This is a genomic window from Microcoleus sp. M2_D5 (genome assembly GCF_036701935.1).
Lineage (GTDB): Bacteria > Cyanobacteriota > Cyanobacteriia > Cyanobacteriales > Microcoleaceae > Microcoleus.
The window spans coordinates 34,149-55,564 of record NZ_JAUBRP010000020.1 but is presented as its reverse complement, the minus strand read 5'-3'; the positions used below and the strand labels follow the sequence as shown (position 1 = coordinate 55,564).

The window sequence follows — 21,416 nt, the reverse complement described above, 5'->3', positions numbered from 1 at the left end:
TCACTCCTCAATTTTTAAAACTTCCCTTTTCCGTTACTAAGTCGGGGCTGTGAAAATAAAAACTTGACTGCTGATTGACAGGCAAAGAAATCATCACCGTAGTACCTTGATTCACGCCCGCGCTGTGCAGGGTAATGCTTCCGCTCATAGATTCCATTATCCTTCGCGAGATAGCCAAGCCCAAACCGTTACCGCCAAACTTGCGAGTTGTAGAACCATCAGCCATCACAAAAGGTTGAAACAATTTCTGCTGGTGCTCGGGATCGATACCAATTCCCGTATCTTTAATTGTCACCACCACCCAATCGCTTTGACCGCTGGGGCCCGTTGTACTTTCAGCACTGCCGTTAAAACTACCAGAATTAGTTCTCGACTCTAGCCGCACAGATATACTAATACTGCCAGACTCTGTAAACTTAACGGCATTGCTCAAAACATTTAAAAACACCTGTTTTAGCTTCTCTGGATCGGCATGAACAATAATCGGATCGTGAGGAGCGGGCAAACTTAACTTCAAGCCTTTTTCCTCGATTGGACTCGCTTGCAAATCAATCGCGTCTTCAAGTACCTGAGTAATATCAACTACTTCTAACATCATGGAGAACGTGCCGGATTCTATTTTAGCAATGTCCAAAATATCATTAATAATATTGAGCAATTGCATAGACGAGTCGTGGGCCCGCTGTAGAAATTCCATTTCTTCATCTCGGTCATCGCAGTAGCCGTCCCGCACAATTTGAATAAAACCAATAATCCCGTTGAGCGGCGTTCTCAATTCGTGAGAAATGTTTCCCAAAAATTCATTTTTTAATTGATTTGCAACTTGCGCTTCTTTGGTTGCGACTTCCAGTTCTCTGGCCCAGGATCTGAGGCGCTGCACCATGCTGTTGAGTGCTTCTGATAGTTGATTGAATTCCCTAATTTGGAAATCTTGGGGCACTGTCTGCGACGCTTCGGTATCTACTTTCATCGCGTAGTCTCTCAGTTTTTCCACAGGACGCGCCAAGTCGCGAGACAGATATAAAGTGGCGATGATACTAGCAGCAACCAAACCTACAATTAAATTAAATAAAACTTGCTGAATTTCTTCCAAACCCGACAGAGCGTAATCTAAACGAGAGACAGCTAAAATAATCCACTTGCTGTTCTCCTGTGTAGTTGAAGGACTCGGAATAGCGGCGTATCCTGCTAGCAACTCTACACCATTTCTTTCAAAGGAAAATAGGTGGAGAAAAGCTGTTCCGCCGGCCATCGCCCTTCTGACAATACTTTTTAGTCGAGCGGCATCTGCCTCTTGGTCAATATTGCGGCCCACGCGATTGATATTCGGGTGCGCCAAAATCGTCCCATCTTGGTCGATCGCCACCGTATAGCCAGCTAAAGAGCCCTTGGGAGCGCTGGTTTGCACAGGCAATGCCGACTGCAAACTCAAAGCATAACTCAACTGCAGGGTATTGCCCCGACGAATGTAAACAGGAGCGCTCAACACCAAACTCGCTTGGCTATCGGAGCCTTCTTTACCCGCATCGGGAAAATCCTCAGCCCCCAAAGCCGCCTTCCGATCGTTTGCTGTCCCCTGTCGCTGCGGAGGTAAAGACAGACTGATGTAAACGCTCTTGTCGTCCAGCAGCGTTTGCTGCTGCTGTACGGGCGGCCAAAATTTTGCCGGCAACGACTGAATCGGCTGCTGCCCGCAAGTGCTTGCTATCACTTGATTTGTCTTTAAATTAGTCAATTGCAAGCAATCAACCTGCGTCGGCAACCGCTGCCCTAATTGGGCGATAAACTTTTGATAATCCTTCGGATCTACCGACTGCAACATCGAGCTTTCCGAAGCGCCGATCAGATTCGACTTCAGCGATTTCGCCCACTGTTCAATAGTGTCTGCTTTTCTGACTGCACTTTCTGTCAAGTTTTGACGAGCAGTTTCCAGAAGCGTCGAGCGTGCCTTGCGATAGGTAACATACTCCCCCACCAGTAGAACAGGTACGCTGAGCAACAAAATCCGCGACAGTAAAATACGGCGAAAGGAGGATTGACCTAACTTAACCATAGGAAATATCTAAATTAAGGTGCAACACCCAACAGCGACCATTAAAGTGAAATAAACCAGACCGAAAGCATGAATCTGTCTAGGGGGCTCTGCTGACTGGACAACACAGCTTCCGAACAACATTTAAACACAATTATAGAAGCCACTGTAATAATCTCGATTCTAAGTGTGTGGGCCCAAAGATGCTCAGCAATTTGTTGGGCAAATGCCTGTGATTTCGGTCACACTTCCCTGCTCAATTCTCGGAACGACTGGCACCCGATCGCCCTGGTGCCAATTTTTCAGGCTGCAAAAAGCGTCGGGTGGACATACCGCCGTTGCTTGAAGCTAGAATCGCATAGATGCACTCTGGGCCGCAAATTAAGGGGCAAAAAGTTCTTTCTCCGGCTAGTGGACAGAGAAAATTCTGCTCGATCGGACTTTTTCTTTCCCAAGGCCTTCGAGAGATGGGCCAGAGATGGGCGATGCGAGATTTTGCACCCTGTCAAATATTTCTTTTGCCATCTGATTGATTCAGTTTGATTCAGTGAAAATAATTCACCTGTCAAACAAAAAGAATGAGACGATCGAGCTGCCGATCGACTCTGACAACCGTAATGTGGGGAACCTTGGCCCAAACAGTGTACCCACGCTCGGTAAATTCGCGGTCTCGGCAATAATCTCCATAGCTTAATCGATGAAAAAAAACTTTACCAATTATACGTATTATTACACAAACAACCGTCCGAGATATCATCACGCATATTTGATATCTCCCCTTTTAGAAATGCTGGCGACACTTCAGCATACCAGCAAGACAAAACTCCGAGTTTTGGATCTCGGCTGCGGCAATGGCAGCCTCAGTCACGTTATCGCAGAGCACGGCTGCGAAGTTGTCGGCGTTGACACTTCAGCGGCCGGAATTGCCATCTCCCGTCAAAGTTTCCCCGATTGTCAGTTTATCGAAGCAGATATTTACGACCTTCCAGATACCGATATTTTGAACTCATTTGATGTTGTATTAGCTATTGAAGTAATCGAACACTTGCTTTATCCTAAAGAACTAGCAAAAACTGCAAGAAGATGCCTCAATCCGGGAGGCAGATTAATTATTTCCACACCATATCACGGATATTTAAAAAATCTGGCTTTAGCGGTTTCTGGCCAACTAGATCGACATTTTACAGTTCTTTGGGATAACGGTCACATTAAATTTTTCTCAGTAGATACGCTGACCAAATTATTAACACATGAAGGATACACCGACATAAAATTTAAATTTGCTGGTCGGTGTCCCTATCTTTGGAAATCAATGTTATGCTCTAGTAAGTTTTCAGGTTATCCTGAAAACTTATGACGGGGGAGTTGTCAATAAATTAAGTTTCTTGACTAGACCACCAGGCATCATAAAAAGTAAAAAATAAGTTTCACTAAAAAACAAGTAAAATGACTGTTGGCGTTTGGATATTAGGCGATCAACTGTGGGAGAAGCAAGCTGCTCTCAACCGCACAGATGATACATCCTCCCTACCGATAATTTTAATTGAATCTTGGCAGCACGTTCAACAGCGGCGCTACCACCAACAAAAATTAGTATTAATTTGGTCGGCAATGCGGCACTTTGCTGAAGAATTGCGCGGCAGTGGATGGCAAGTTACTTACACAAAATCGGAGGACTTTGAAGCACCTCTCAAAGCTTGGATACAAGCTCACAACATCACCGAAGTGCGGGTGATGGCTCCGAACGATCGACCTTTTTTACAGCTCGTTCAAAACTTGCAACTCCCCTGTCAAATAACCCTAATTCCCAACAATCAATTCCTCTGGACAGAAACTGAATTCAAAGATTGGGCTTCAAGCCGCAAACGTTTGTTAATGGAAGACTTCTATCGAGCCAGCCGCCAGCGTTTTCAAGTTTTAATGGATAGCAGCAATAAACCTGTGGGAGGGAAGTGGAATTTTGACAAAGAAAATCGTCAGCCACCCAAAGGAAAACTGGATACCCCGAAACCTCTCTGGTTTGAACCAGACGCCATAACTCAAGAAGTTATCGCACAAGTTAAATCTCTATCTTTCCCAACTTACGGCAAGATTGAACCTTTTCGCTGGGCGGTTACACGAGAGCAAGCACTGCAAGTATTGGAGAATTTCATCGAACAGTGTCTCCCCGCTTTTGGCCCTTATCAAGACGCGATGGTAACGGGGGAGGACACAATGTGGCATTCCCTAATTTCTCCCTATCTCAATATTGGCTTGCTGCATCCTTTAGAAGTTATTCAAGCGGCCGAAACAGCCTACCTCGAAAAAAACTTAAGTTTAAACGGCGTCGAAGGTTTGATCCGCCAAATTCTGGGCTGGCGAGAATACATTCGCGGTGTATATTTTTACGTGGATGCTGATTATTTTGAAAAGAATTGGTTCAACCACACTCAGCCGCTGCCGGAATTTTTTTGGGACGCCAGCAAAACAGATATGAACTGTTTGCGCCAAGTTTTAACTCAAGTCGAAGGCAGCGGTTACGCGCACCATATCCAGCGGTTGATGATTTTGAGCAATTTTGGTCTAATTGCGGGAATCTCGCCCCAGGAGCTAGAAAAATGGTTCCACAGTGCGTTTGTGGATGCCTATGACTGGGTAATGCAGACTAATGTGCTGGGCATGGGTTTGTTTGCTGACGGCGGTGTGTTGGCGTCGAAGCCCTATGCTGCTTCTGCCAATTACATTCATAAAATGAGCGATTATTGTCGGGGGTGCAAATTCGATCGCACTGTGCGATCGGGCGAAAATGCGTGTCCCTTCAACTTCTTCTACTGGGATTTCCTAGCGCGCCACCGGGACAAACTTCAGTCGATCGGTCGCATGAGCTTTATCTTAGCCAATCTCGACAAAATGCCGCCTGCAGAATTGGCAACCATCCGGCAAAAAGCGGCAGAGTGGCACTTAGGAAGTCAGTAGTCATTAGTCATTAGTCATTAGTCATTAGTCATTTCCTACCCATGCCCCATGCCCCATGCCCCATGCCCGATGCCCCATGCCCGATGCCCCATGCCCCATGCCCTTTGCAATTCTTATTTTTTCCCTGACTTTTCCCTAAACATTCCACAGCGTTTCCCCAGGCAAGTCTGAGGTTTTCCACAGATTCGACAAAGTTTTCCACAGAAATTAACGGCACGGTAGCATCTTGCTGCGGAATTGGGGATTTCCTTAACTTGCTGCCTAATTTCTCATAAATCCCCCTAAACATAAAGATATGTAACAAAAAATGCCCTGAAAAGCTTATTATTTGGTAAACCTTTTTTTAATCTAAAGGACTTTGTAATACTTCGCAACATTGACAAACCCACCCCCTCATAGCGCACAATGATGCGACCGACCTAAAAAAAAGCGCTCTGATTTCGGCTGTACCTGCACCTGTATCCGGCCGAAGGGGGGGTTCTGTTTTCAATTTATTAGCGAGACTAAAAAAAAATGATGAACCCAACAGTCAGTATTTTTGCTGAAATTCCTGAAACGCTGCACGATTCTCTCAAAACTTACCTGGAAACCCATCCCGAATGGGATCTAGACCGAGTATTTTGCGCGGCCCTGTCGCTGTTTTTGTTGCAGAATGCCGATAGCGGTACGCCTGAAGCTTCGCGCAGTTATCGCCAAGCTGCGAGAGTGTATCTCGAAACTCTGTTTCAATCTCCTCAAGACTTGCACAGCAACAATGTAACTCCGCGATCTTAAAGGAGAAGGGGAGAGGGGGAGACGCAGTTTCTAGGAAGGATTTGAGTTGACCGAGAGGGCGCGCACTGCATTGGTGGCAACTTAAGCTTAAAATCCCTGAAAACTATCGCTTGTAGCTTAGGAATGAGAATTAAATAACTTCCACTCTTGAAAGTGGGATGGGCCTGAAAGCCCTTCCACTCATGACGGGCTTTCAGGCCCATCCCACAATAACAATTAAAATTGTAAGTTATTTAATTCGCGATCCTTAATGCCGAGTCCCATTGCATCTCCCTTAAGAAGCAGGGCGGTTTCATTCTCACGAAAATCAGGCTTTTGTAGGGGTAGTGCGCCCGTGCCTACCCCCTCCACGGACGAGGGAATCGGTGTTTCAAATATCGGGGCAACCGGGCGTGGGATTGCCCCTACAAGAGAATGAAACAGCCCCCCGGACTATCAGGGGATGCCGGGGGGATAAACTGCCTTAATCGTCAAATAGTAGACGGGTAGTACATAACACGCGCTTGTTTACACGCATGGTGCTTATGGCTGAAGACTACATCATGCCCATGCCGCCCATGCCGCCCATGCCGCCCATGCCGCCCATGCCGCCCATGCCGCCCATGCCGCCCATGCCGCCCATGTCGCCCATGTCGCCGCCGGCTTTTTTCTTCTCGGGTTTTTCGACAATCACAGCTTCAGTGGTCAGCACCATGCCAGCAATGGAACCGGCATTTTGCAAAGCCGATCGCACCACCTTAGCCGGGTCAATAATCCCGGCCGCAATCATATCTTCGTACACGTCGGTGAGAGCGTTGTAGCCAATGTTGAACTCGCTTGCTCGCACTCGTTCGATGACGATGGAACCTTCAACGCCGGCATTATCAGCAATTTGACGCAAAGGTGCTTCCAAAGCTTTCTTCACCAAGTCAGCGCCTACTTGTTCTTCGCTGTCTAAAGTATGGGCGATCGCATCTATTTTTGTAATCAGGTGAATTAGGGTCGTGCCACCTCCAGCAACGATACCTTCTTCCACAGCAGCTTTAGTAGCGTTCAGAGCGTCTTCAATACGCAGTTTGCGGTCTTTGAGCTCGGTTTCGGTAGCTGCGCCGACTTTAATTACAGCGATACCGCCGGCGAGTTTGGCGATGCGTTCGGTTAGCTTTTCCTTGTCGTACTCGGAATCCGTCGCTTCTAGCTGTTTGCGGATTTGCTCGATCCGTTTTAGCACGTCAGCTTTGTGTTCTTCGCCAGCAACCACGATCGTGTTTTCTTTGTCGATCGTAATTTTGCGGGCGGTACCGAGCATTTCTAGGGTTGCGGTATCGATGCTGAGTCCGACTTCTTCGGAAATCAGTTGACCGCCGGTGAGCACGGCGATATCTTGAAGCATAGCTTTGCGCCGATCGCCAAAACCAGGAGCTTTGGTAGCTGCAATGTTCAATACGCCGCGGGCTTTGTTGACTACCAGAGTTGCCAAAGCTTCGCCTTCAATATCTTCGGCGATAATTAGCAGCGGTTGACCTGTGCGGGCGATTTTTTCGAGAACTGGAATTAGTTCTTGAATCGAGCTAATTTTTTTGTCGGTAATCAGGATGCGAGCGTTTTCGTAATCAACTTCCATGCGATCGCCGTTTGTGACGAAATACGGAGAAAGATATCCGCGATCGTACTGCATCCCTTCGACAACTTCCAATTCTGTTGTCAGAGATTTCGACTCTTCTACAGTAATTACGCCGTCTTTGGTGACTTTTTCCATCGCTTGGGCAATCATGGCGCCGACTTCTTCGTCGTTACCGGCGGAGACAGTGGCGACCTGAGCAATGGCGCTTCCTTCGACGGGTTTCGCCAATTTCTCGATTTCCTGTACCAAGTGGGCGATCGTTTTTTCAATACCCCGGCGCAGCGCGACTGGGTTTGCGCCTGCTGCGACATTCTTCAAACCTTCGCGAATGAGGGATTGAGCGATTACCGTTGCGGTTGTTGTGCCGTCGCCTGCGATATCTTTAGTTTTGGAGGCGACTTCTTGAATTAAGCGAGCGCCGGCATTTTCCAGGGGATCTTCGAGTTCGATATCCCTAGCAACGGTGATACCGTCGTTAACAATTTGGGGACTGCCGTATTTCTTTTCCAATAGGACGTTCCGACCTTTCGGGCCCAAGGTGATGCGGACAGCATCGGCGAGTTGATTGACGCCGCGTTCTAGTGCCCGCCGAGATTTGTCGCTAAATGCAACTATTTTGGTCATGTTTGTCTCCAATCGCTTACATTAGCAAATTTAGCACTCTCTGAGTCTGAGTGCTAAGCCGATCGATTTTTGATTGTAGCGCGCCCCAACGGTGCGGGGGGTTGCGGGGGCGGATTGGAGATTTGGGCGCGATCGTTCCGGGTGGCTGAGGACTGGGGAATACCGTGTCCCCACATATCTCGTGTCGCCACAGATATAATAATGTGGTTTGTTACATATCGATATAATCAGATTTTGGTTGAGGCCAAAACCTAATTTTGATGGCGCGTCATCCCAAAGCAGAATTTTTATTCAAAATTTCTTAACTTGTGTTTTCGGTCATCTACCTTTCGATAGAGCTTCTATTCTTTTTTCCAACTTCTACCTTCTATGGATCGTCAATTAAATAATTTCCCTTTTTTCTTGTGGGATGGGCGTCCCGCCCGTCCCCAATAGACGGGCGGGACGCCCATCCCACAACAGTCATGAAAAGTGGATTTTATTTAATTCTCATCCCTATAGCAACCGCCAAGACTATTAGGACGTTCTTAATTGCTGAAAACCTTGGGGAAGACTCCTTCTTCCTTCAGCATCCATCCGTTACATCCCGTACATTGCTCGTTGCCGAACCTTCTTCCTTCTTCCTTCTTCCTATGGCTCGTTATTCTCGACTGCAAAAACTCGGCTCTTATATGCGCCCGCACTGGAAACCAACATTCTGGGGCGTTTTTTCGCTATTAGTTGTCAATGCTGTGGGCGTTTACATTCCCCTGCTGATTCGGAATGCAGTTGACACTCTGCAAATTGCGACTAAATTTGACGAAGTTTTCAACTTCGTGCTACTGATTCTGATTCTCGCCTCAATCATGTGGGTGATTCGGATGGCGTCGCGGATTTTGCTGTTTGGCGTCGGGCGTCAAGTCGAATTTGACCTCAAACAGCAAATTTTTAACCATTTATTAACATTAGAACCGTCTTATTTTGCTGCCAATACGGTAGGAGATTTAATTAACCGCGCTACTTCCGATTTGGACAATATTCGGCGCTTGGTGGGGTTTGCGGTGCTGAGTTTGGCGAATACTGCATTTGCCTATGCTTTGACTTTGCCCGTGATGCTGGGGATTAATGTAAGGCTGACACTGTTTGCGATCGCAGTTTATCCTTTAATGCTGGTTTTGGTACAGTTATTTAGCGACAAACTTCGCATCCAACAGTTAGCCGTGCAAGAGGAACTGTCGGCGATGAGCGATTTAATTCAGGAAGATATGAGCGGGATGTCCGTAATAAAAATCTACGCTCAAGAAGAAAACGAACGCCGAGCTTTTCGCAATTCCAACGCACAGTTGCTATCAGCAAATTTGGAATTAGCAAAAACTAGAAACTTTATTTTTCCGCTGCTGGGCGGTTTGGCAAGCATCAGTTTGTTGGTGCTGCTTTCTGCTGGTGGCGGGGCAATTGCTAATGGTCAAATTAGCATTGGCGATTTTGTGGCGTTGCTGATTTATGTCGAGCGTTTGGTGTTTCCGACGGCGCTGTTGGGTTTCACAATTACTGCTTACCAGCGGGGAGAAGTGAGTGTCGATCGCATCGAATCAATTTTGACTGTGGAACCGCAAATTAAGGATGCTGCCGGTGCAGTTGAACTGGCAACTCCAGTCAAAGGAGAAATTGCGGCTCGCCATCTAAATTATACTTATCCGGGTGCTAAGACACCTGCGCTTAAAGATGTTGACTTTACCATAAAACCGGGCGAAACTGTCGCAATTGTCGGGGCGATCGGATCGGGAAAATCAACTTTAGCTAATGCGCTGCCGCGCTTGCTCGATATCGATCCGGGCGAGTTATTTGTAGACGGACAGGATATTACCAAGGTAAAATTGACCGAATTGCGCGGGGCGATCGCCTACGTTCCGCAAGAAAGTTTTCTCTTCGGCACTACCATCAAGAATAACATCCGCTACGGAAACCCTTTAGCGGAACAGCCGGAGATTGAAGCGGCGGCAAAACAAGCGCAAATTCACGCCGAAATCCTCAACTTCCCGCAACAGTACAAAACAGTTGTCGGCGAGCGCGGCATTACTTTATCCGGCGGACAGCGGCAGCGGACAGCACTTGCTCGCGCTTTGTTAGTTGACGCCCCCGTGCTCATTTTGGATGACGCTCTTTCCAGCGTTGACAATCAAACTGCTACCGACATTTTGCGAAACTTGGCAACAGGAACCGATCGCAAAACAGTAATTTTTATCTCCCATCAAATGTCAGCGGCGGCTAGTGCCGATCGCATTTTTGTGATGGATCAAGGAAAAATAGTTCAGAGTGGCACTCACCTTGAATTGGTAGGGCAAACAGGGCTTTATCAGTATTTGTGGAACCAGCAAAAATTAGAGGAATTGCTGCATTGACAAAGGATATCATGTCCGGTCGATTACCCTGATTCCTTGCAGGTTGGGTTCACCAATAATATTTGCCAAAAACGGACAATCTCACAAACGGGGCCCGGCAATTGTATTATGGGCTCCCGGCTAAACCCGCCCGACCCATCTAATTGTTTATTTGTAACCACCTACTTAACTAGGAAAGTTACTGTTAAAAGTGCTCCCACTAACTGCAGCCCTAATCATAGGATTTTGGTGCTAAAAAAGCGGCCAAATTTATTGCCGCCCGATTTTAATTAGCTAAATTACTGAATGGAATTTCTTCTTGTTTCTGAAATAATTTAATCGATTGCAGACTATCTGAAGCAGCATCCCAAAGAATGAATTGGAAGCAGTCAGGAATATCGCGAAGTGTCAGCGATTTTGAATTAGCAAGCAGGTGAATATTAGCATTGTGACAATCCCGAAGATTATAGTTAGGTATTCGCTCAGAGAGATGATGAATATTGTGGTAAGCAATATCAGCAGAAAACCAATTGAGAATAGTCGGTAATTTTAGGTAACTGCTGCCTTCAATTGCGCCCATAAGATAGTCCCAACCTTCGGCTTTATGAGCGTAGGAACCGTTAAAATTATGCTGAACAAAGAAAATACAGATAAATATCGCTGCTGAACAGGTCATGACAATTGAGTAAACACTCCAGAAAAAGCCAAAACCAAGTAAGTTGCTCAGATAAATCCAGCTACCAACAACACAAACATTGTTGAACAGTAAATCCCAAAACTCAGCCGTCGTATACCAATGTTTGGATTTATAAGAAGCAATGATTTCCGATAAACCCATGCCAAAATCTTGATTGAGACAAGCAAAAATATGTCGGATAAAACCCGTAGTTCCCAATATCAGTGCGAGTCTTGGTTTAATAATTAGATAGAAAAAACCACCGGGAAACAGCATCAATGGGTGTCTGAGTAACTGATACATCTTTTTACTAAATGGACTTAGCGCCGCAAATTTTTCGGTGGTGATCAACGCCGAAGGGCCGCGGTACATATCCCAATTACCATTATGTTTGTGGTGATAAGCGTGCCCCCTCGACCAGGGGTACTGAGGAATCGCATTGATGATACCTAGCAGGAAACCCATAATGCGATTGACTTTTTTGGAGCTAAAAAGAGAATAGTGTCCGCAATCGTGCATCAAAGAGAAACAACGTCCTGAAAAAAGTATCATCAACACCATTATCGGCGGCAGAAGGAATACAGAAATGGCAGCCGCTTTAAATGCTAAAAACCATAAGCATATATAAGGAACCACTGTATTGAGTATTTGGCAAGTAGCTGTCAAATTGTTGCTCTTCATATAAGGATCTAGCACAAAATCCGACTTTTTAATCGCGCTTTTCATTCAGTATGTTTATGGTGTGTGGATAAGTGCTTCGTTTAGCATCACAGTTGCGGGACAGGGGCGGATTTACCCCGGACTTTCCCCGTTTCTTCCAAAAGTTTTGTTGGAACCGATTTTTGCACATTTATGAGGTTATCACAACTCTGCTTTGTTTACAGAAAAAACTGTGAAGCCTGTCAACAGCCGAACAAATCGCTGCACCGGAAGGCATGAATATCATTGGTTGGTTGCAGGCTATTGAGTAATTTATGCCACTATTTTTGCTTGCATCGTCTGTGGCACACTTTATTGTACCGGGTTCTAGCCCAACATCGATCGCTCAAAATTTGGGCTACTCGCGAAAACTTTTTATAGACGGGCGATAGGGGCGATCGACAAAGCGCCCGCCCCGGAAACCAAAGCTGACACAACATCCAGAAGCGCAGAGGATTTTGGATCAACTCCTTGAGAAGAGAATTTGAAGGACGATCGCAATTGCCTGCGTTTTTTGTGCTCGGAGATAGCTCGGATTTGCTACAATCTAATCGCACACGCGACTAGAAATGGGTTATGACCGAACTATTAGATGAGGCGCTTTCTATTGAAATGGCCACTCGCATCAAAAGCAACCGTAAAAACTGCTTTGACAACGCCTGTAAAGCAGCATTAGCCACCGAGGGCGCAATTTATGTTCAAGGCTTTTTAGCTGTGCCGGGAGTGCCATATAAACCCATCGAGTATAGCTGGATTGAACTCGACGAGCGAATTGTTGACCCAACATTTCCCCATCTCGGTTTCATCGCTCAAGACATTCATTACTTCCCAGTCCAGCGCTTCAGCGTCAAGAAACTCAAAGCAATCCTAGAAGAATCAAAAGAAGATTATCCTGAAGACGACCCGCTGCCGATTTATGGCAATCAACCTTATGAATATTACGGCGATTTGATGTTAGGCGGTAGCGATTACCAAAATGCTTACGATTTGGCTGCCGCTAAATGCAGGGAATTAAACCAACCCAAAAAACAGGATGCGAACTAATTCAGGACTTAGCAAAAAATGGTTGGATGCGCTACTTACAGCGGTAAGGTGTGCACAGTGCACCCTACAGATACAGATTACTGTAGCAACTGTTCTGTCGATTAATATACTTCATCATGACTTCCCAAATCTACAAACACCGCTTTTCCGTCTTCTGTAAAGTAGAAAAGTACCCTTTCGTCGTAATCTACGCTAAAGCTCCAAAACTCCTTGAGCCTACCGGACAATTTATGAGTTTTTAAGCTTGGTTCAAACGGCTCTCTGATGAACTGTTCCAGCTTTTGCCAAAACCTAGCCTCCAAATCAGCATCGCCTTTGATCCGCTTTTTGAAAGCACGCTTGAATGAAGAACTGAAACTGACTTCCACGATTATTCCTCTATCATTACTCGGAGTTCATTGATGTTAGCGAAAAATTTCAGTTCACCTTTTTGTTGTTCAATCTGCGCTGACTTAAAGTTTTGATACATCTCTTCGCGACGTTCTTCCCGGAGATATTGCTTCAACAACAGTTGAAGCTCTTGCTTTTCGTCAGTAGAAAGATTTTTGATCGTCTCGACCACATCACTAAAAGTCATAACTTACAAAACCCTATTGTGCTGATTAGATTATAGCAAAAAATATCCTTTTGGTTGACTTTCGTTTCTCGTTATGCGGCTCTGCCTCGTCTTAAAAAAAGCAACAAATCTCACTATTTACCATTTTCCACCTTCCAAGATTCAGGAAACCTCGAATAATGAAAAGCAGCCAATAACGGATCTGATTTCTGATTCCCAATCAAATCCGCCAATAATTTAGCCGTCACCGGAGCCAACAAAATGCCGTTGCGGTAATGCCCCGTAGCCCATGTCAAATTCTCCCAAGCACTAGCACCCAAAATCGGCAACTCATCGGTCGTAGCAGGCCGAAATCCCCACCAAAACTCCAGAATCGGATAATTTTGTAATTCGGGATATAACTTAATCGCTCCTGCTAGCAAACTTTGGATTCCCGCAGGCGTATTTCCCGGCGTGAAATCGACATTTTCGCTAGTTGCGCCAATAATAATTCTACCATCTTGACGCGGCACAATATAAATGCCAGTGCCGAATAGAACGGTTTGCAGGGGCTGGATAACTCCCCTATCTTCTGGTACACATACTGACAGCATTTGTCCCTTTCTTGGAAAAACAGGAACATTCAATAACTGCTCCGACCAAGCACCAGCAGCCAAAACATAACGGTCGGCTTGCAATTTTCCTGCTGTTGTTTCAATGCCAACAACTCGGTTTCCCTGCCGAACAATTTCCCCTGCATTGCCTTGAATAATCTCAATCTGCAATTCTTTAGTTGCGGCCTGAAGCGTCCGAAATAAAGCGCGGTTGTCTACTTGAGCGTCGTCAGGATACCACCAACCGCCAATTACTTCTTGACCTAATCCAAACTGGTGCTGGCGAACAGTATCTCTGTCCAACCATTGATAATTAAGGTTTGACAAAAGCGGCTTTTCATGAGGCTCATTTTGACAAACTGGTGCGAGAATTCCCGATCGCCAATATCCCGTTTTCAATCCGGTAATGTCTTCTAGCTGTTCCACCCAGGCGGGATACAGTGCGCGGCTTTGCAAGCATAAATCCAGCATCGGACTGGGGGGAATTCGTTCGGCTTGGGGGGCAAGCATTCCGGCGGCAGCCCGGGCGGTCGGTTGTTTAGAATCGGCGGTGAGAACGGCGACAGATGCCCCTCGCAATTTCAGTTCAACTGCTAGCGAAAGGCCAATTATGCCGCCGCCAATAATCAGAATATCTTTAGATGAATTCATTAACTTTTATATGGACTTTCTGGGTTTTTTAACCTCTCGGATTTCTTTATGGTAAGGTGCCCCCTGTGCACCTTACAGTTAGAATTCTTGCACAAGTCTTAGAGATTATCTTGTGGGGTGGGCTTCTAGCCTGCCCCAAATATGCAATCTCAATAAAGTACAGCCTATCTGCCTTCCTTAACAAAAAATCTATGCGATTGGTTTCCAGACAGTTTCAGAACCTTGACCCCAGAAACCGTCATATTTTGTCACCTTAATATCGCCTAAAACCTTGGTTTGGCAGGACAAACGGCGGTTGGAGGCGGGAGAATGGGGAGGAACCGAAAGTCGGGCTTTTTCGCGCCACTGGGGCTCGGAAACTTCGCCCTCGACGGTGACGGCGCAGGTGCCGCAAGTGCCGATGCCGTGGCAGTTGATGACTTTGGCGTTGCCGTTGTAGAGATCGATACCGTTTTTGAGCAATACTTCACGGAGATTGGCTCCGCGATCGCACTCAAATGTTTTTCCTTGCGCTTGTACTTTGACCACAGCAATTTACCCCAGTTATATTTATGTTAATTTTCCTATATATTATCGCATTAAATTCCCATAAATTCATCTAATATGGTAAGTGATATATTACCAATTTCTCGATCGCAATTTCCCATGACAAATCGGCTCTGGATCTACGATACCACGCTGCGAGACGGTGCTCAGTGCGAGGGACTCTCCTTATCTCTCGAAGACAAACTGCGAATTGCTCGACAGTTAGACAGTTTAGGAATTCCCTTTATTGAAGGCGGCTGGCCGGGGGCAAATCCTAAAGACGTACAATTTTTTTGGCGTCTCAAAGAACAGCCCCTAACTCAAGCAGAAGTTGTAGCTTTTTGTTCGACTAGGCGGCCGGGAACTACGGCAGCTAATGATGAAATGTTGCAGGCTATTTTGTCCGCCGGTACTCGCTGGGTGACGCTGTTTGGCAAGTCGTGGGATTTGCACGTTATTGAAAGTTTGAAGACGACGCTAGAAGAAAATCTGGCGATGATTCGAGATACAATTGAATATTTGCGGAGTCAGGGAAGGCGCGTTATTTACGATGCCGAACACTGGTTTGACGGCTACAAACACAATCGAGATTATGCTATTAAAACTTTAGAAGTAGCCGCCGATGCTGGTGCAGAATGGCTGGTGCTTTGCGATACGAACGGCGGTACTTTACCTCACGAAGTCAGTCAGGTTGTTCGCGATGTTTTAGCATCTTTAGGAACTAATCACGAAAAATCTTTACAATTAGGAATTCACACTCACAACGACTCGGGAGTTGCGGTTGCTAATGCTTTGGCTGCTGTGCGGGAAGGAGTGAGGATGGTACAGGGAACTATTAACGGTTACGGCGAACGCTGCGGAAATGCCGATTTATGTTCCTTAATTCCTAATTTTCAGCTAAAGTTGGGTCAGAATTGCATTGAAGACGAGCAATTAGTTAGATTAACTCAAGTAAGTCGATCGATTAGCGAAATTGTCAATCTTGCTCCCGACGATCGTGCTCCTTTTGTCGGTCTTTCGGCTTTTGCTCACAAAGGCGGAATCCATGTATCGGCTGTTGAGAAAAATCCGCTGACTTACGAACATTTGGAACCGGAAAAAATTGGCAACAGGCGGCGAATTGTGATTTCGGATCAAGCTGGTTTGAGCAATGTTTTGGCGAAGGCGCGCACTTTTGGCATGGATCTCGATCGCAAAAATCCTGCTTGCCGCCAAATTTTGGAAAAATTGAAAGATTTGGAAAGCCAGGGATATCAATTTGAGGGTGCAGAAGCTTCTTTTGAATTGTTAATGCGGGAGGCTTTGGGAAAGCGCAAGCGTTTATTTGAAATCAAAGGTTTTCAAGTTCACTGCGATAAAGGTAGGGAGGAAACAGTTAATTCTTTAGCAACCGTGAAGGTGACTGTTAACGGTCAAGATATTCTGGAATGCGCGGAAGGAAACGGGCCTGTTTCGGCACTTGATGCGGCTTTGCGGAAGGCTTTGCGGAATTTTTATCCGGCAATTACTGATTTTAACTTAACCGATTATAAGGTGCGAATTCTGGACGGATGTGCGGGAACTTCTGCTAAAACTCGCGTGTTGGTTGAGTTTAGCAACGGTCAAGACCGCTGGACGACTGTGGGGGTTTCTGGTAATATTTTGGATGCTTCTTATCAGGCGGTTGTTGAGGGTTTGGAGTATGGTTTGGTGTTGGGAGATAGGGAGGCGATCGTTTTAACTGTGTCGAGTTATTAGGTTAGGATCGCGAATTAAATAACTTACAATTTTAATTGTTATTGTGGGATGGGCGTCCCGCCCGTCATGAGTGGACGGGCGGGACGCCCATCCCACAAAATTGTGGAAGTTATTTAATTCTCATTCCTTAACGGCGAAGAGAAGTTGCCTGAATATCGATGTTTAAATAGATACCAAATACCCAGGGGAGCATCTCAATGAAAGCAGCCAAGCTAGAAATTGGAGTTTTGAGGCAGGAGGAAAGAATCAGAAGGAAGGAGCCAGAAGAAGTGTTTTGACAAATATGAGATGCTACCCTACTTTTTCACCTCATTATTATTACCTTCCCCAACGATCGATCGCATTCCTTCGAGCGTGGCGGGAATGCTGCGCGGATCCATAAACATCACCTTGCTGCTGTCGCTGGTGCCAATTTGTAGACCCATATCCAGATAGTTTTGAGCTAACAAAAATTGTAAAGCTTCGCGAGCATTGGGGTCATTTTGCAGAGTTTTGCCGATTATTTGCAAGGCCTCAGAAGTAGCTTGAGCTTTCAAAACCTGACTTTGACGTTCTGCTTGAGCTTTCAGGACGATCGCCTTTTGTTGAGCTTCCGCTTCCAAAATAGTCGCTTTTTGGCGCGCTTCTGCATCCAAGACTTGCGCTTCTGCTTTACCTTTGGCGCTGTTAACTGCTGACTCGCGTTCGCCCTCGGATGTCAGAATTAGCGCCCGCTTGCGTCGATCGGCTGCCATCTGCAATTCCATCGATTCCTGTACAGTTTTAGAAGGGATAATATCGCGCAATTCTACCCGCGTTACTTTTACTCCCCAAGGATCGGTAACAATATCTAAATCTCTGAGCAAGATTTCATTAATTTGAGAACGAGCAGTAAAGGTTTGTTCGAGATCCAGTTGACCCATTTCGGCGCGAATTTGAGTCAGCACCATATTTACCATTGCTGACTGGAGATTTTCTACTTTGTAACAAGCTTTTTCCAAGTCTACAATCCGCCAGTAAACCACAGCATCAACGGTGATGGAAACGTTATCGCGGGTAATACAAGCTTGCGGGGGAACATCTAAGACTTTTTCCCGAATGGTTTGCTCGTACACGACGCGATCGAGAAACGGCGTGACAAAATTCAAACCGGGTTCCAGTTTCTTGCCGCTGTATTTACCTAAAGTTTCGACTAACGCTTCATTTCCCTGATTGATAATCTTGACGGAACCTGCGAGGGCTGAGCCGCCTAAAGCTAAAAAGACAAGTAAAAAAAATTGTTCCACGATTGCCTCCTATAAATTTTGACTAAAGACTGATGACTAACTACTAATTGTCTGTGATTAATTACGCATTTTGTTTAAGAATGCAAGAGATTTTCGGGCAAAACTATCAGAGTAGTGCCTTTCCGTCCCACGACAATTACGTTTTGGTTGGGGGGAATAGTGACCTTGGTGTCTTCGCAGCGAGCTTGCCAAGAATTCCCCTCATAAATGACTCGGCCGGCTTCTCCGGGGGGAATTTCTGTTAAAGTTTTGGCTTCCTGAGAATCTGCGATCGCCCTTGCGCTGCCTTTTGGTATCAACCGCCGAGACAGCAGCACAAAAACTGTCGAAAATACCATCCACAGGAATATTTGTAAATTAACGTAAGGTAGAACTAGAGAGCATCCAGCTACGGCGAAGGCGCTCAGTCCCATCATAAAAGCGACAAAAGCAGTCGGGAGAAATAGCTCTGCCAAACAGAGCAAAGACCCAGCTAGCAGCCAAAGGAGCGTCGGAGTCAAGATCATAAAAAGAATAGGTGATACTATTTAGATATTAAATTGGAAATTTAAGATTTAAGAAATGCAAACAACTGACTCTGCAAGGGTTTGCCACTTGCAAGCCCTCAGAGCGATTTTTCGCGCCGCGGTACCAGGTTGAGGCTTCCATCCTACTCCAAGTCTGAGTTTAGTAACTTAGATTACAATTTTAGCCGGTGCAGACTGGCAGAAACTACAATTTCTACGGGCCCAAAGGCAGTTAAGAAATTGATAGGGGCTAAAATCAGTTTATTCTCAAGCTCATGAATTTGGGCTGGCGAATCAAATATCTTCAGAATCTTTTTACACAAACTATTTCGATATGATCAGCAGTTTCTCCGAACCCATTTATTGCCCGAATCTTAGCTGTGCAGATCCCCGCAATACCTTTGGCCGCCAGCACTGTGCAGCGTGCGAAACGGATTTAATTTATCGCTATGTGTGGGCGGTGGGGCCAGCAGCCGAGGAAGTGCCGGCGGGGAAGGTAATAGCCGATCGATACTTTGTCATTGCACCGCAAATCTGGCTCGACAGCCGCCCAGCTTTGCCTCCGAGCGTCCCGGAACAACTGCCGGATAGCATTATGCCTTACCTGCATTTGTATCCCCAACGGCTGCATACGCCGGAAGTATACGGTTATTGTTCCCTGGGGGAAGCACCCGAAGCGACAGAGGTGCTGTTGTTGGAAAATGTGCCCATCAATAATTTCGGTCGCCTGTATCCTTCTATTTTAGAAGCTTGGTCTGGGGCAACCGGCGCGCGCCAAGTATACTGGCTGTGGCAAATGCTCCAACTGTGGGGGCCGCTATCGGAACAGGGAGTCGCTTCGAGTTTGCTGGTACCGGAAAATTTGCGGGTGGAAGGTTGGCGGGTACGCCTGCTGGAACTGCACCGGGGCAATTTTGTACCGACGCTGCGGGATTTGGGAGATGTGTGGTCAGGTTTGGTGGAATCAGCCGGGTCTGAGGTGCAGTCGAAACTCGGAGAGATTTGTCAGTTTATGCGCCGCAGCAGCATGAATTTCGACGCGATCGCCCTGGAACTAAACGATTTATTATTAGAACAAGCCGCTCAATTGCCTCTGCATTTAGAAGTAGTCGGCATGACTGATATCGGGCCCCAGCGCTCCCAAAATGAAGACAGTTGCTATCCGGTTGCTGCTGATTTTCAATTTAGCAAAACTTCAGGGGGCGAGAAATTAATTCCTTACTTAACAATGGTTTGCGACGGGGTTGGAGGCCACGAAGGAGGAGAAGTTGCCAGTCAATTAGCCGTGCAATCCCTGAAAGCTTTAATCCAAAATTTGCTCGCAGAAATTGCTCAACAAGAAGAGTTGATGACGCCAACAATGGTGATCGAGCAACTCGAAGAAATCGTCCGAGTTGTGAATAATGTGATTTCCGCTCAAAATAACGAGCAGGGAAAAGAGTTGCGGCAGCGGATGGGGACGACTTTGGTGATGGCCCTCCAGTTGCCTCAAAAAGTGAAAAATTCCGAGGATTTGCCCTCGAATAACAGTCACGAACTTTATTTAGTCAATGTTGGAGACAGCCGCGCTTATTGGATTGGCAGAAATTACTGTCACCGGCTGACTGTGGACGACGACGTAGCCTCAAGGGAAGTCCAGCTAGGACATTGTTTGTACTGGGAGACTCAACTGCGATCGGATGCAGGAGCCCTGACTCAAGCTTTGGGCACGCGGGATGCCGATTTCCTGCGCCCGACGATTCAGCGATTTATTGTCGAAGAAGAAGGCTTACTGCTGCTGTGTTCCGACGGTTTGAGCGACAACGACTGGGTAGAGAAATCTTGGGAGAATTACGGCCCAGAGGTGCTTGAGGGCAAAATGTCTTTGGAAGCTGCAGTTCAGTCTTGGATTCGTCTCGCCAACGAGAAAAACGGTTATGACAACACCTCCGTGGTGGCGACTCACTGTCGGATGTCGCCGGAGAGATTGGTACTGTTCGATCCGGCGGTGGCGTCAGCGCCGGCGGTGGCGCCAGTGTCAGCCTCGGTGTCGCTGCCGCCTTCCCTCGCGGCGTCCCTCCAGAAGTCCGGGAGGATTCCAGAATCTCAGCTTTCAGAATCGTCCAAACAGTTGTTGTACCCCGAAACTTCCCCCGCCCCGGAACCCGTTCAAAAACGGCGATCGAAGCTGCCTCTGCCCCTACTGGGGGTGTTGGGGCTGATATTAGCCGGCGGCGGTTTAGGTTTGTGGGTGCAAAGCCTCCAAAGCCCCCAGCCAGAGCCCGCACAACTTCCGCCACCGCCGGAAACTCCCGCCCCAAGTCCTTCGGAGAGTCCCTCGCCCGGGGCCGAGAGTCCCTCGCCGTCTCCCGAATCGAGTCCTGCGGAAATTCCGCTGCCCGATAGCGAGAGTCTCTCGCCGTCGCCCGAATCGACTCCAGCAGAAATTCCGCCCCCCGAAGAAGCGGAAACTCCTTTGCCATCAGCGGAGTAAGGGAGATTACACCTCTTGCAAAAATCCTTCTCCTCAATTGATGGGCCCGAGAACCCGTCCTAATTATTTTTGCAAGAGGTCTATTGAATTAATTTGAGGCAGAAGGAAAGAGGCAGAAGAAGTGTTTTTACAAATATGAGATGCTCCATCACAGTTAACGATTTTGTATCATAGTCCGCTTGCAGAAATAAGATGGCTAAAAAGTCAGCCCTCACTACAAAAAGCAGTTAAAAATGCTGAAAAATCTCTATGCAGCTAACAACTAGCGATTAGGAACTAAGCTGTGGAGCATTTAAAATGGTATTGTATGGTGCGTCAGTTTTAAGGCGTTTTTCATGTATAG

General features: G+C 46.6%; 18 protein-coding genes. 7 read left to right on the top strand and 11 right to left on the bottom strand.

Going from position 1 to position 21,416, the window contains the following annotated elements:
• Window positions 1-7 precede the first annotated feature (7 nt).
• Window positions 8-2,053: an ATP-binding protein gene (locus QUA50_RS11260; protein ID WP_333265501.1), complete on the bottom strand. Its 2,046-nt coding sequence runs from the start codon at window positions 2,051-2,053 to the stop codon at window positions 8-10.
• 676 nt (window positions 2,054-2,729) lie between these two features.
• On the opposite strand from QUA50_RS11260, the gene QUA50_RS11255 reads away from it, so the two are divergent.
• Both QUA50_RS11255 and QUA50_RS11250 read left to right on the top strand, forming a co-directional pair.
• On the top strand, window positions 2,730-3,389 hold the full coding sequence (locus QUA50_RS11255; RefSeq protein ID WP_333265503.1) for a class I SAM-dependent methyltransferase: 660 nt from the start codon (window positions 2,730-2,732) through the stop codon (window positions 3,387-3,389).
• A gap of 89 nt (window positions 3,390-3,478) precedes the next feature.
• Window positions 3,479-4,987 (top strand): cryptochrome/photolyase family protein, encoded by a 1,509-nt coding sequence (locus QUA50_RS11250; RefSeq protein WP_333265505.1) that lies wholly within the window; start codon window positions 3,479-3,481, stop codon window positions 4,985-4,987.
• A gap of 28 nt (window positions 4,988-5,015) precedes the next feature.
• Here QUA50_RS11250 and QUA50_RS11245 read toward each other — a convergent pair whose 3' ends face one another.
• Window positions 5,016-5,276: a hypothetical protein gene (locus QUA50_RS11245; protein ID WP_333265507.1), complete on the bottom strand. Its 261-nt coding sequence runs from the start codon at window positions 5,274-5,276 to the stop codon at window positions 5,016-5,018.
• Between the two features lie 227 nt (window positions 5,277-5,503).
• On the opposite strand from QUA50_RS11245, the gene QUA50_RS11240 reads away from it, so the two are divergent.
• Window positions 5,504-5,761, top strand: a complete 258-nt coding sequence (locus tag QUA50_RS11240) for a DUF2811 domain-containing protein (RefSeq protein ID WP_333265569.1) — start codon at window positions 5,504-5,506, stop codon at window positions 5,759-5,761.
• 535 nt (window positions 5,762-6,296) lie between these two features.
• On the opposite strand, the gene groL is transcribed toward QUA50_RS11240, so the two are convergent.
• Both groL and QUA50_RS11230 read right to left on the bottom strand, forming a co-directional pair.
• On the bottom strand, window positions 6,297-7,988 hold the full coding sequence (groL, locus tag QUA50_RS11235; protein ID WP_333265509.1) for a chaperonin GroEL: 1,692 nt from the start codon (window positions 7,986-7,988) through the stop codon (window positions 6,297-6,299).
• Between the two features lie 53 nt (window positions 7,989-8,041).
• Window positions 8,042-8,179: a hypothetical protein gene (locus tag QUA50_RS11230; RefSeq protein ID WP_333298784.1), complete on the bottom strand. Its 138-nt coding sequence runs from the start codon at window positions 8,177-8,179 to the stop codon at window positions 8,042-8,044.
• Window positions 8,180-8,620: 441 nt separating this feature from the next.
• On the opposite strand from QUA50_RS11230, the gene QUA50_RS11225 reads away from it, so the two are divergent.
• Complete coding sequence (locus tag QUA50_RS11225) at window positions 8,621-10,369, top strand: ABC transporter ATP-binding protein (protein WP_333265571.1); 1,749 nt, start codon at window positions 8,621-8,623, stop codon at window positions 10,367-10,369.
• A gap of 265 nt (window positions 10,370-10,634) precedes the next feature.
• Here QUA50_RS11225 and QUA50_RS11220 read toward each other — a convergent pair whose 3' ends face one another.
• Window positions 10,635-11,750, bottom strand: coding sequence for a fatty acid desaturase (locus QUA50_RS11220; RefSeq protein ID WP_333265512.1), 1,116 nt, complete (start codon window positions 11,748-11,750; stop codon window positions 10,635-10,637).
• Between the two features lie 549 nt (window positions 11,751-12,299).
• Between QUA50_RS11220 and QUA50_RS11215 the strand changes: the two genes are divergently transcribed.
• Window positions 12,300-12,767: a hypothetical protein gene (locus QUA50_RS11215; protein ID WP_333051426.1), complete on the top strand. Its 468-nt coding sequence runs from the start codon at window positions 12,300-12,302 to the stop codon at window positions 12,765-12,767.
• A 101-nt stretch (window positions 12,768-12,868) separates the two neighbouring features.
• On the opposite strand, the gene QUA50_RS11210 is transcribed toward QUA50_RS11215, so the two are convergent.
• The 4 genes from QUA50_RS11210 to QUA50_RS11195 form a co-directional block, all read right to left on the bottom strand.
• Complete coding sequence (locus tag QUA50_RS11210) at window positions 12,869-13,135, bottom strand: type II toxin-antitoxin system YafQ family toxin (protein WP_333200466.1); 267 nt, start codon at window positions 13,133-13,135, stop codon at window positions 12,869-12,871.
• Window positions 13,136-13,137: 2 nt separating this feature from the next.
• A complete protein-coding gene (locus tag QUA50_RS11205; protein WP_015177124.1) occupies window positions 13,138-13,344 on the bottom strand; it encodes a hypothetical protein in 207 nt (68 codons plus the stop codon).
• 113 nt (window positions 13,345-13,457) lie between these two features.
• Entirely contained in the window at window positions 13,458-14,567 is a 1,110-nt protein-coding gene (gene thiO / locus QUA50_RS11200) for a glycine oxidase ThiO (protein WP_333265514.1), read from the bottom strand.
• Between the two features lie 189 nt (window positions 14,568-14,756).
• Entirely contained in the window at window positions 14,757-15,095 is a 339-nt protein-coding gene (locus QUA50_RS11195; protein ID WP_333265516.1) for a 2Fe-2S iron-sulfur cluster-binding protein, read from the bottom strand.
• 75 nt (window positions 15,096-15,170) lie between these two features.
• Here QUA50_RS11195 and cimA point away from each other — a divergent pair, with 75 nt between their 5' ends.
• The gene (cimA, locus tag QUA50_RS11190; RefSeq protein WP_445243172.1) at window positions 15,171-16,829 is read left to right on the top strand and encodes a citramalate synthase; all 1,659 of its coding nucleotides are present in this window, start codon (window positions 15,171-15,173) and stop codon (window positions 16,827-16,829) included.
• Window positions 16,830-17,125: 296 nt separating this feature from the next.
• Here the strand turns inward: cimA and QUA50_RS11185 are convergent, their stop codons facing one another.
• Window positions 17,126-18,094 carry an SPFH domain-containing protein gene (locus QUA50_RS11185; RefSeq protein WP_333265518.1) on the bottom strand — a complete coding sequence of 323 codons (969 nt, stop codon included), beginning with the start codon at window positions 18,092-18,094 and terminating at the stop codon, window positions 17,126-17,128.
• Between the two features lie 74 nt (window positions 18,095-18,168).
• A complete protein-coding gene (locus QUA50_RS11180; protein WP_333265520.1) occupies window positions 18,169-18,600 on the bottom strand; it encodes an NfeD family protein in 432 nt (143 codons plus the stop codon).
• A gap of 334 nt (window positions 18,601-18,934) precedes the next feature.
• Here QUA50_RS11180 and QUA50_RS11175 point away from each other — a divergent pair, with 334 nt between their 5' ends.
• The gene (locus QUA50_RS11175; protein WP_333265522.1) at window positions 18,935-21,073 is read left to right on the top strand and encodes a protein phosphatase 2C domain-containing protein; all 2,139 of its coding nucleotides are present in this window, start codon (window positions 18,935-18,937) and stop codon (window positions 21,071-21,073) included.
• Window positions 21,074-21,416: the final 343 nt, after the last annotated feature.

Excerpts from the sequence above, each read along its gene's own strand:
- QUA50_RS11260 (WP_333265501.1), bottom strand. The coding sequence starts at position 2,053 with ATGGTTAAGTTAGGTCAATCCTCCTTTCGCCGTATTTTACTGTCGCGG.
- QUA50_RS11180 (WP_333265520.1), bottom strand. The coding sequence starts at position 18,600 with ATGATCTTGACTCCGACGCTCCTTTGGCTGCTAGCTGGGTCTTTGCTC.
- QUA50_RS11175 (WP_333265522.1), top strand. The coding sequence starts at position 18,935 with ATGATCAGCAGTTTCTCCGAACCCATTTATTGCCCGAATCTTAGCTGT.
- QUA50_RS11255 (WP_333265503.1), top strand. The coding sequence starts at position 2,730 with ATGAAAAAAAACTTTACCAATTATACGTATTATTACACAAACAACCGT.
- QUA50_RS11205 (WP_015177124.1), bottom strand. The coding sequence starts at position 13,344 with ATGACTTTTAGTGATGTGGTCGAGACGATCAAAAATCTTTCTACTGAC.
- QUA50_RS11215 (WP_333051426.1), top strand. The coding sequence starts at position 12,300 with ATGACCGAACTATTAGATGAGGCGCTTTCTATTGAAATGGCCACTCGC.
- groL (WP_333265509.1), bottom strand. The coding sequence starts at position 7,988 with ATGACCAAAATAGTTGCATTTAGCGACAAATCTCGGCGGGCACTAGAA.
- QUA50_RS11240 (WP_333265569.1), top strand. The coding sequence starts at position 5,504 with ATGAACCCAACAGTCAGTATTTTTGCTGAAATTCCTGAAACGCTGCAC.
- thiO (WP_333265514.1), bottom strand. The coding sequence starts at position 14,567 with ATGAATTCATCTAAAGATATTCTGATTATTGGCGGCGGCATAATTGGC.
- QUA50_RS11250 (WP_333265505.1), top strand. The coding sequence starts at position 3,479 with ATGACTGTTGGCGTTTGGATATTAGGCGATCAACTGTGGGAGAAGCAA.
- QUA50_RS11245 (WP_333265507.1), bottom strand. The coding sequence starts at position 5,276 with ATGTTTAGGGGGATTTATGAGAAATTAGGCAGCAAGTTAAGGAAATCC.
- cimA (WP_445243172.1), top strand. The coding sequence starts at position 15,171 with ATGGTAAGTGATATATTACCAATTTCTCGATCGCAATTTCCCATGACA.
- QUA50_RS11220 (WP_333265512.1), bottom strand. The coding sequence starts at position 11,750 with ATGAAAAGCGCGATTAAAAAGTCGGATTTTGTGCTAGATCCTTATATG.
- QUA50_RS11225 (WP_333265571.1), top strand. The coding sequence starts at position 8,621 with ATGGCTCGTTATTCTCGACTGCAAAAACTCGGCTCTTATATGCGCCCG.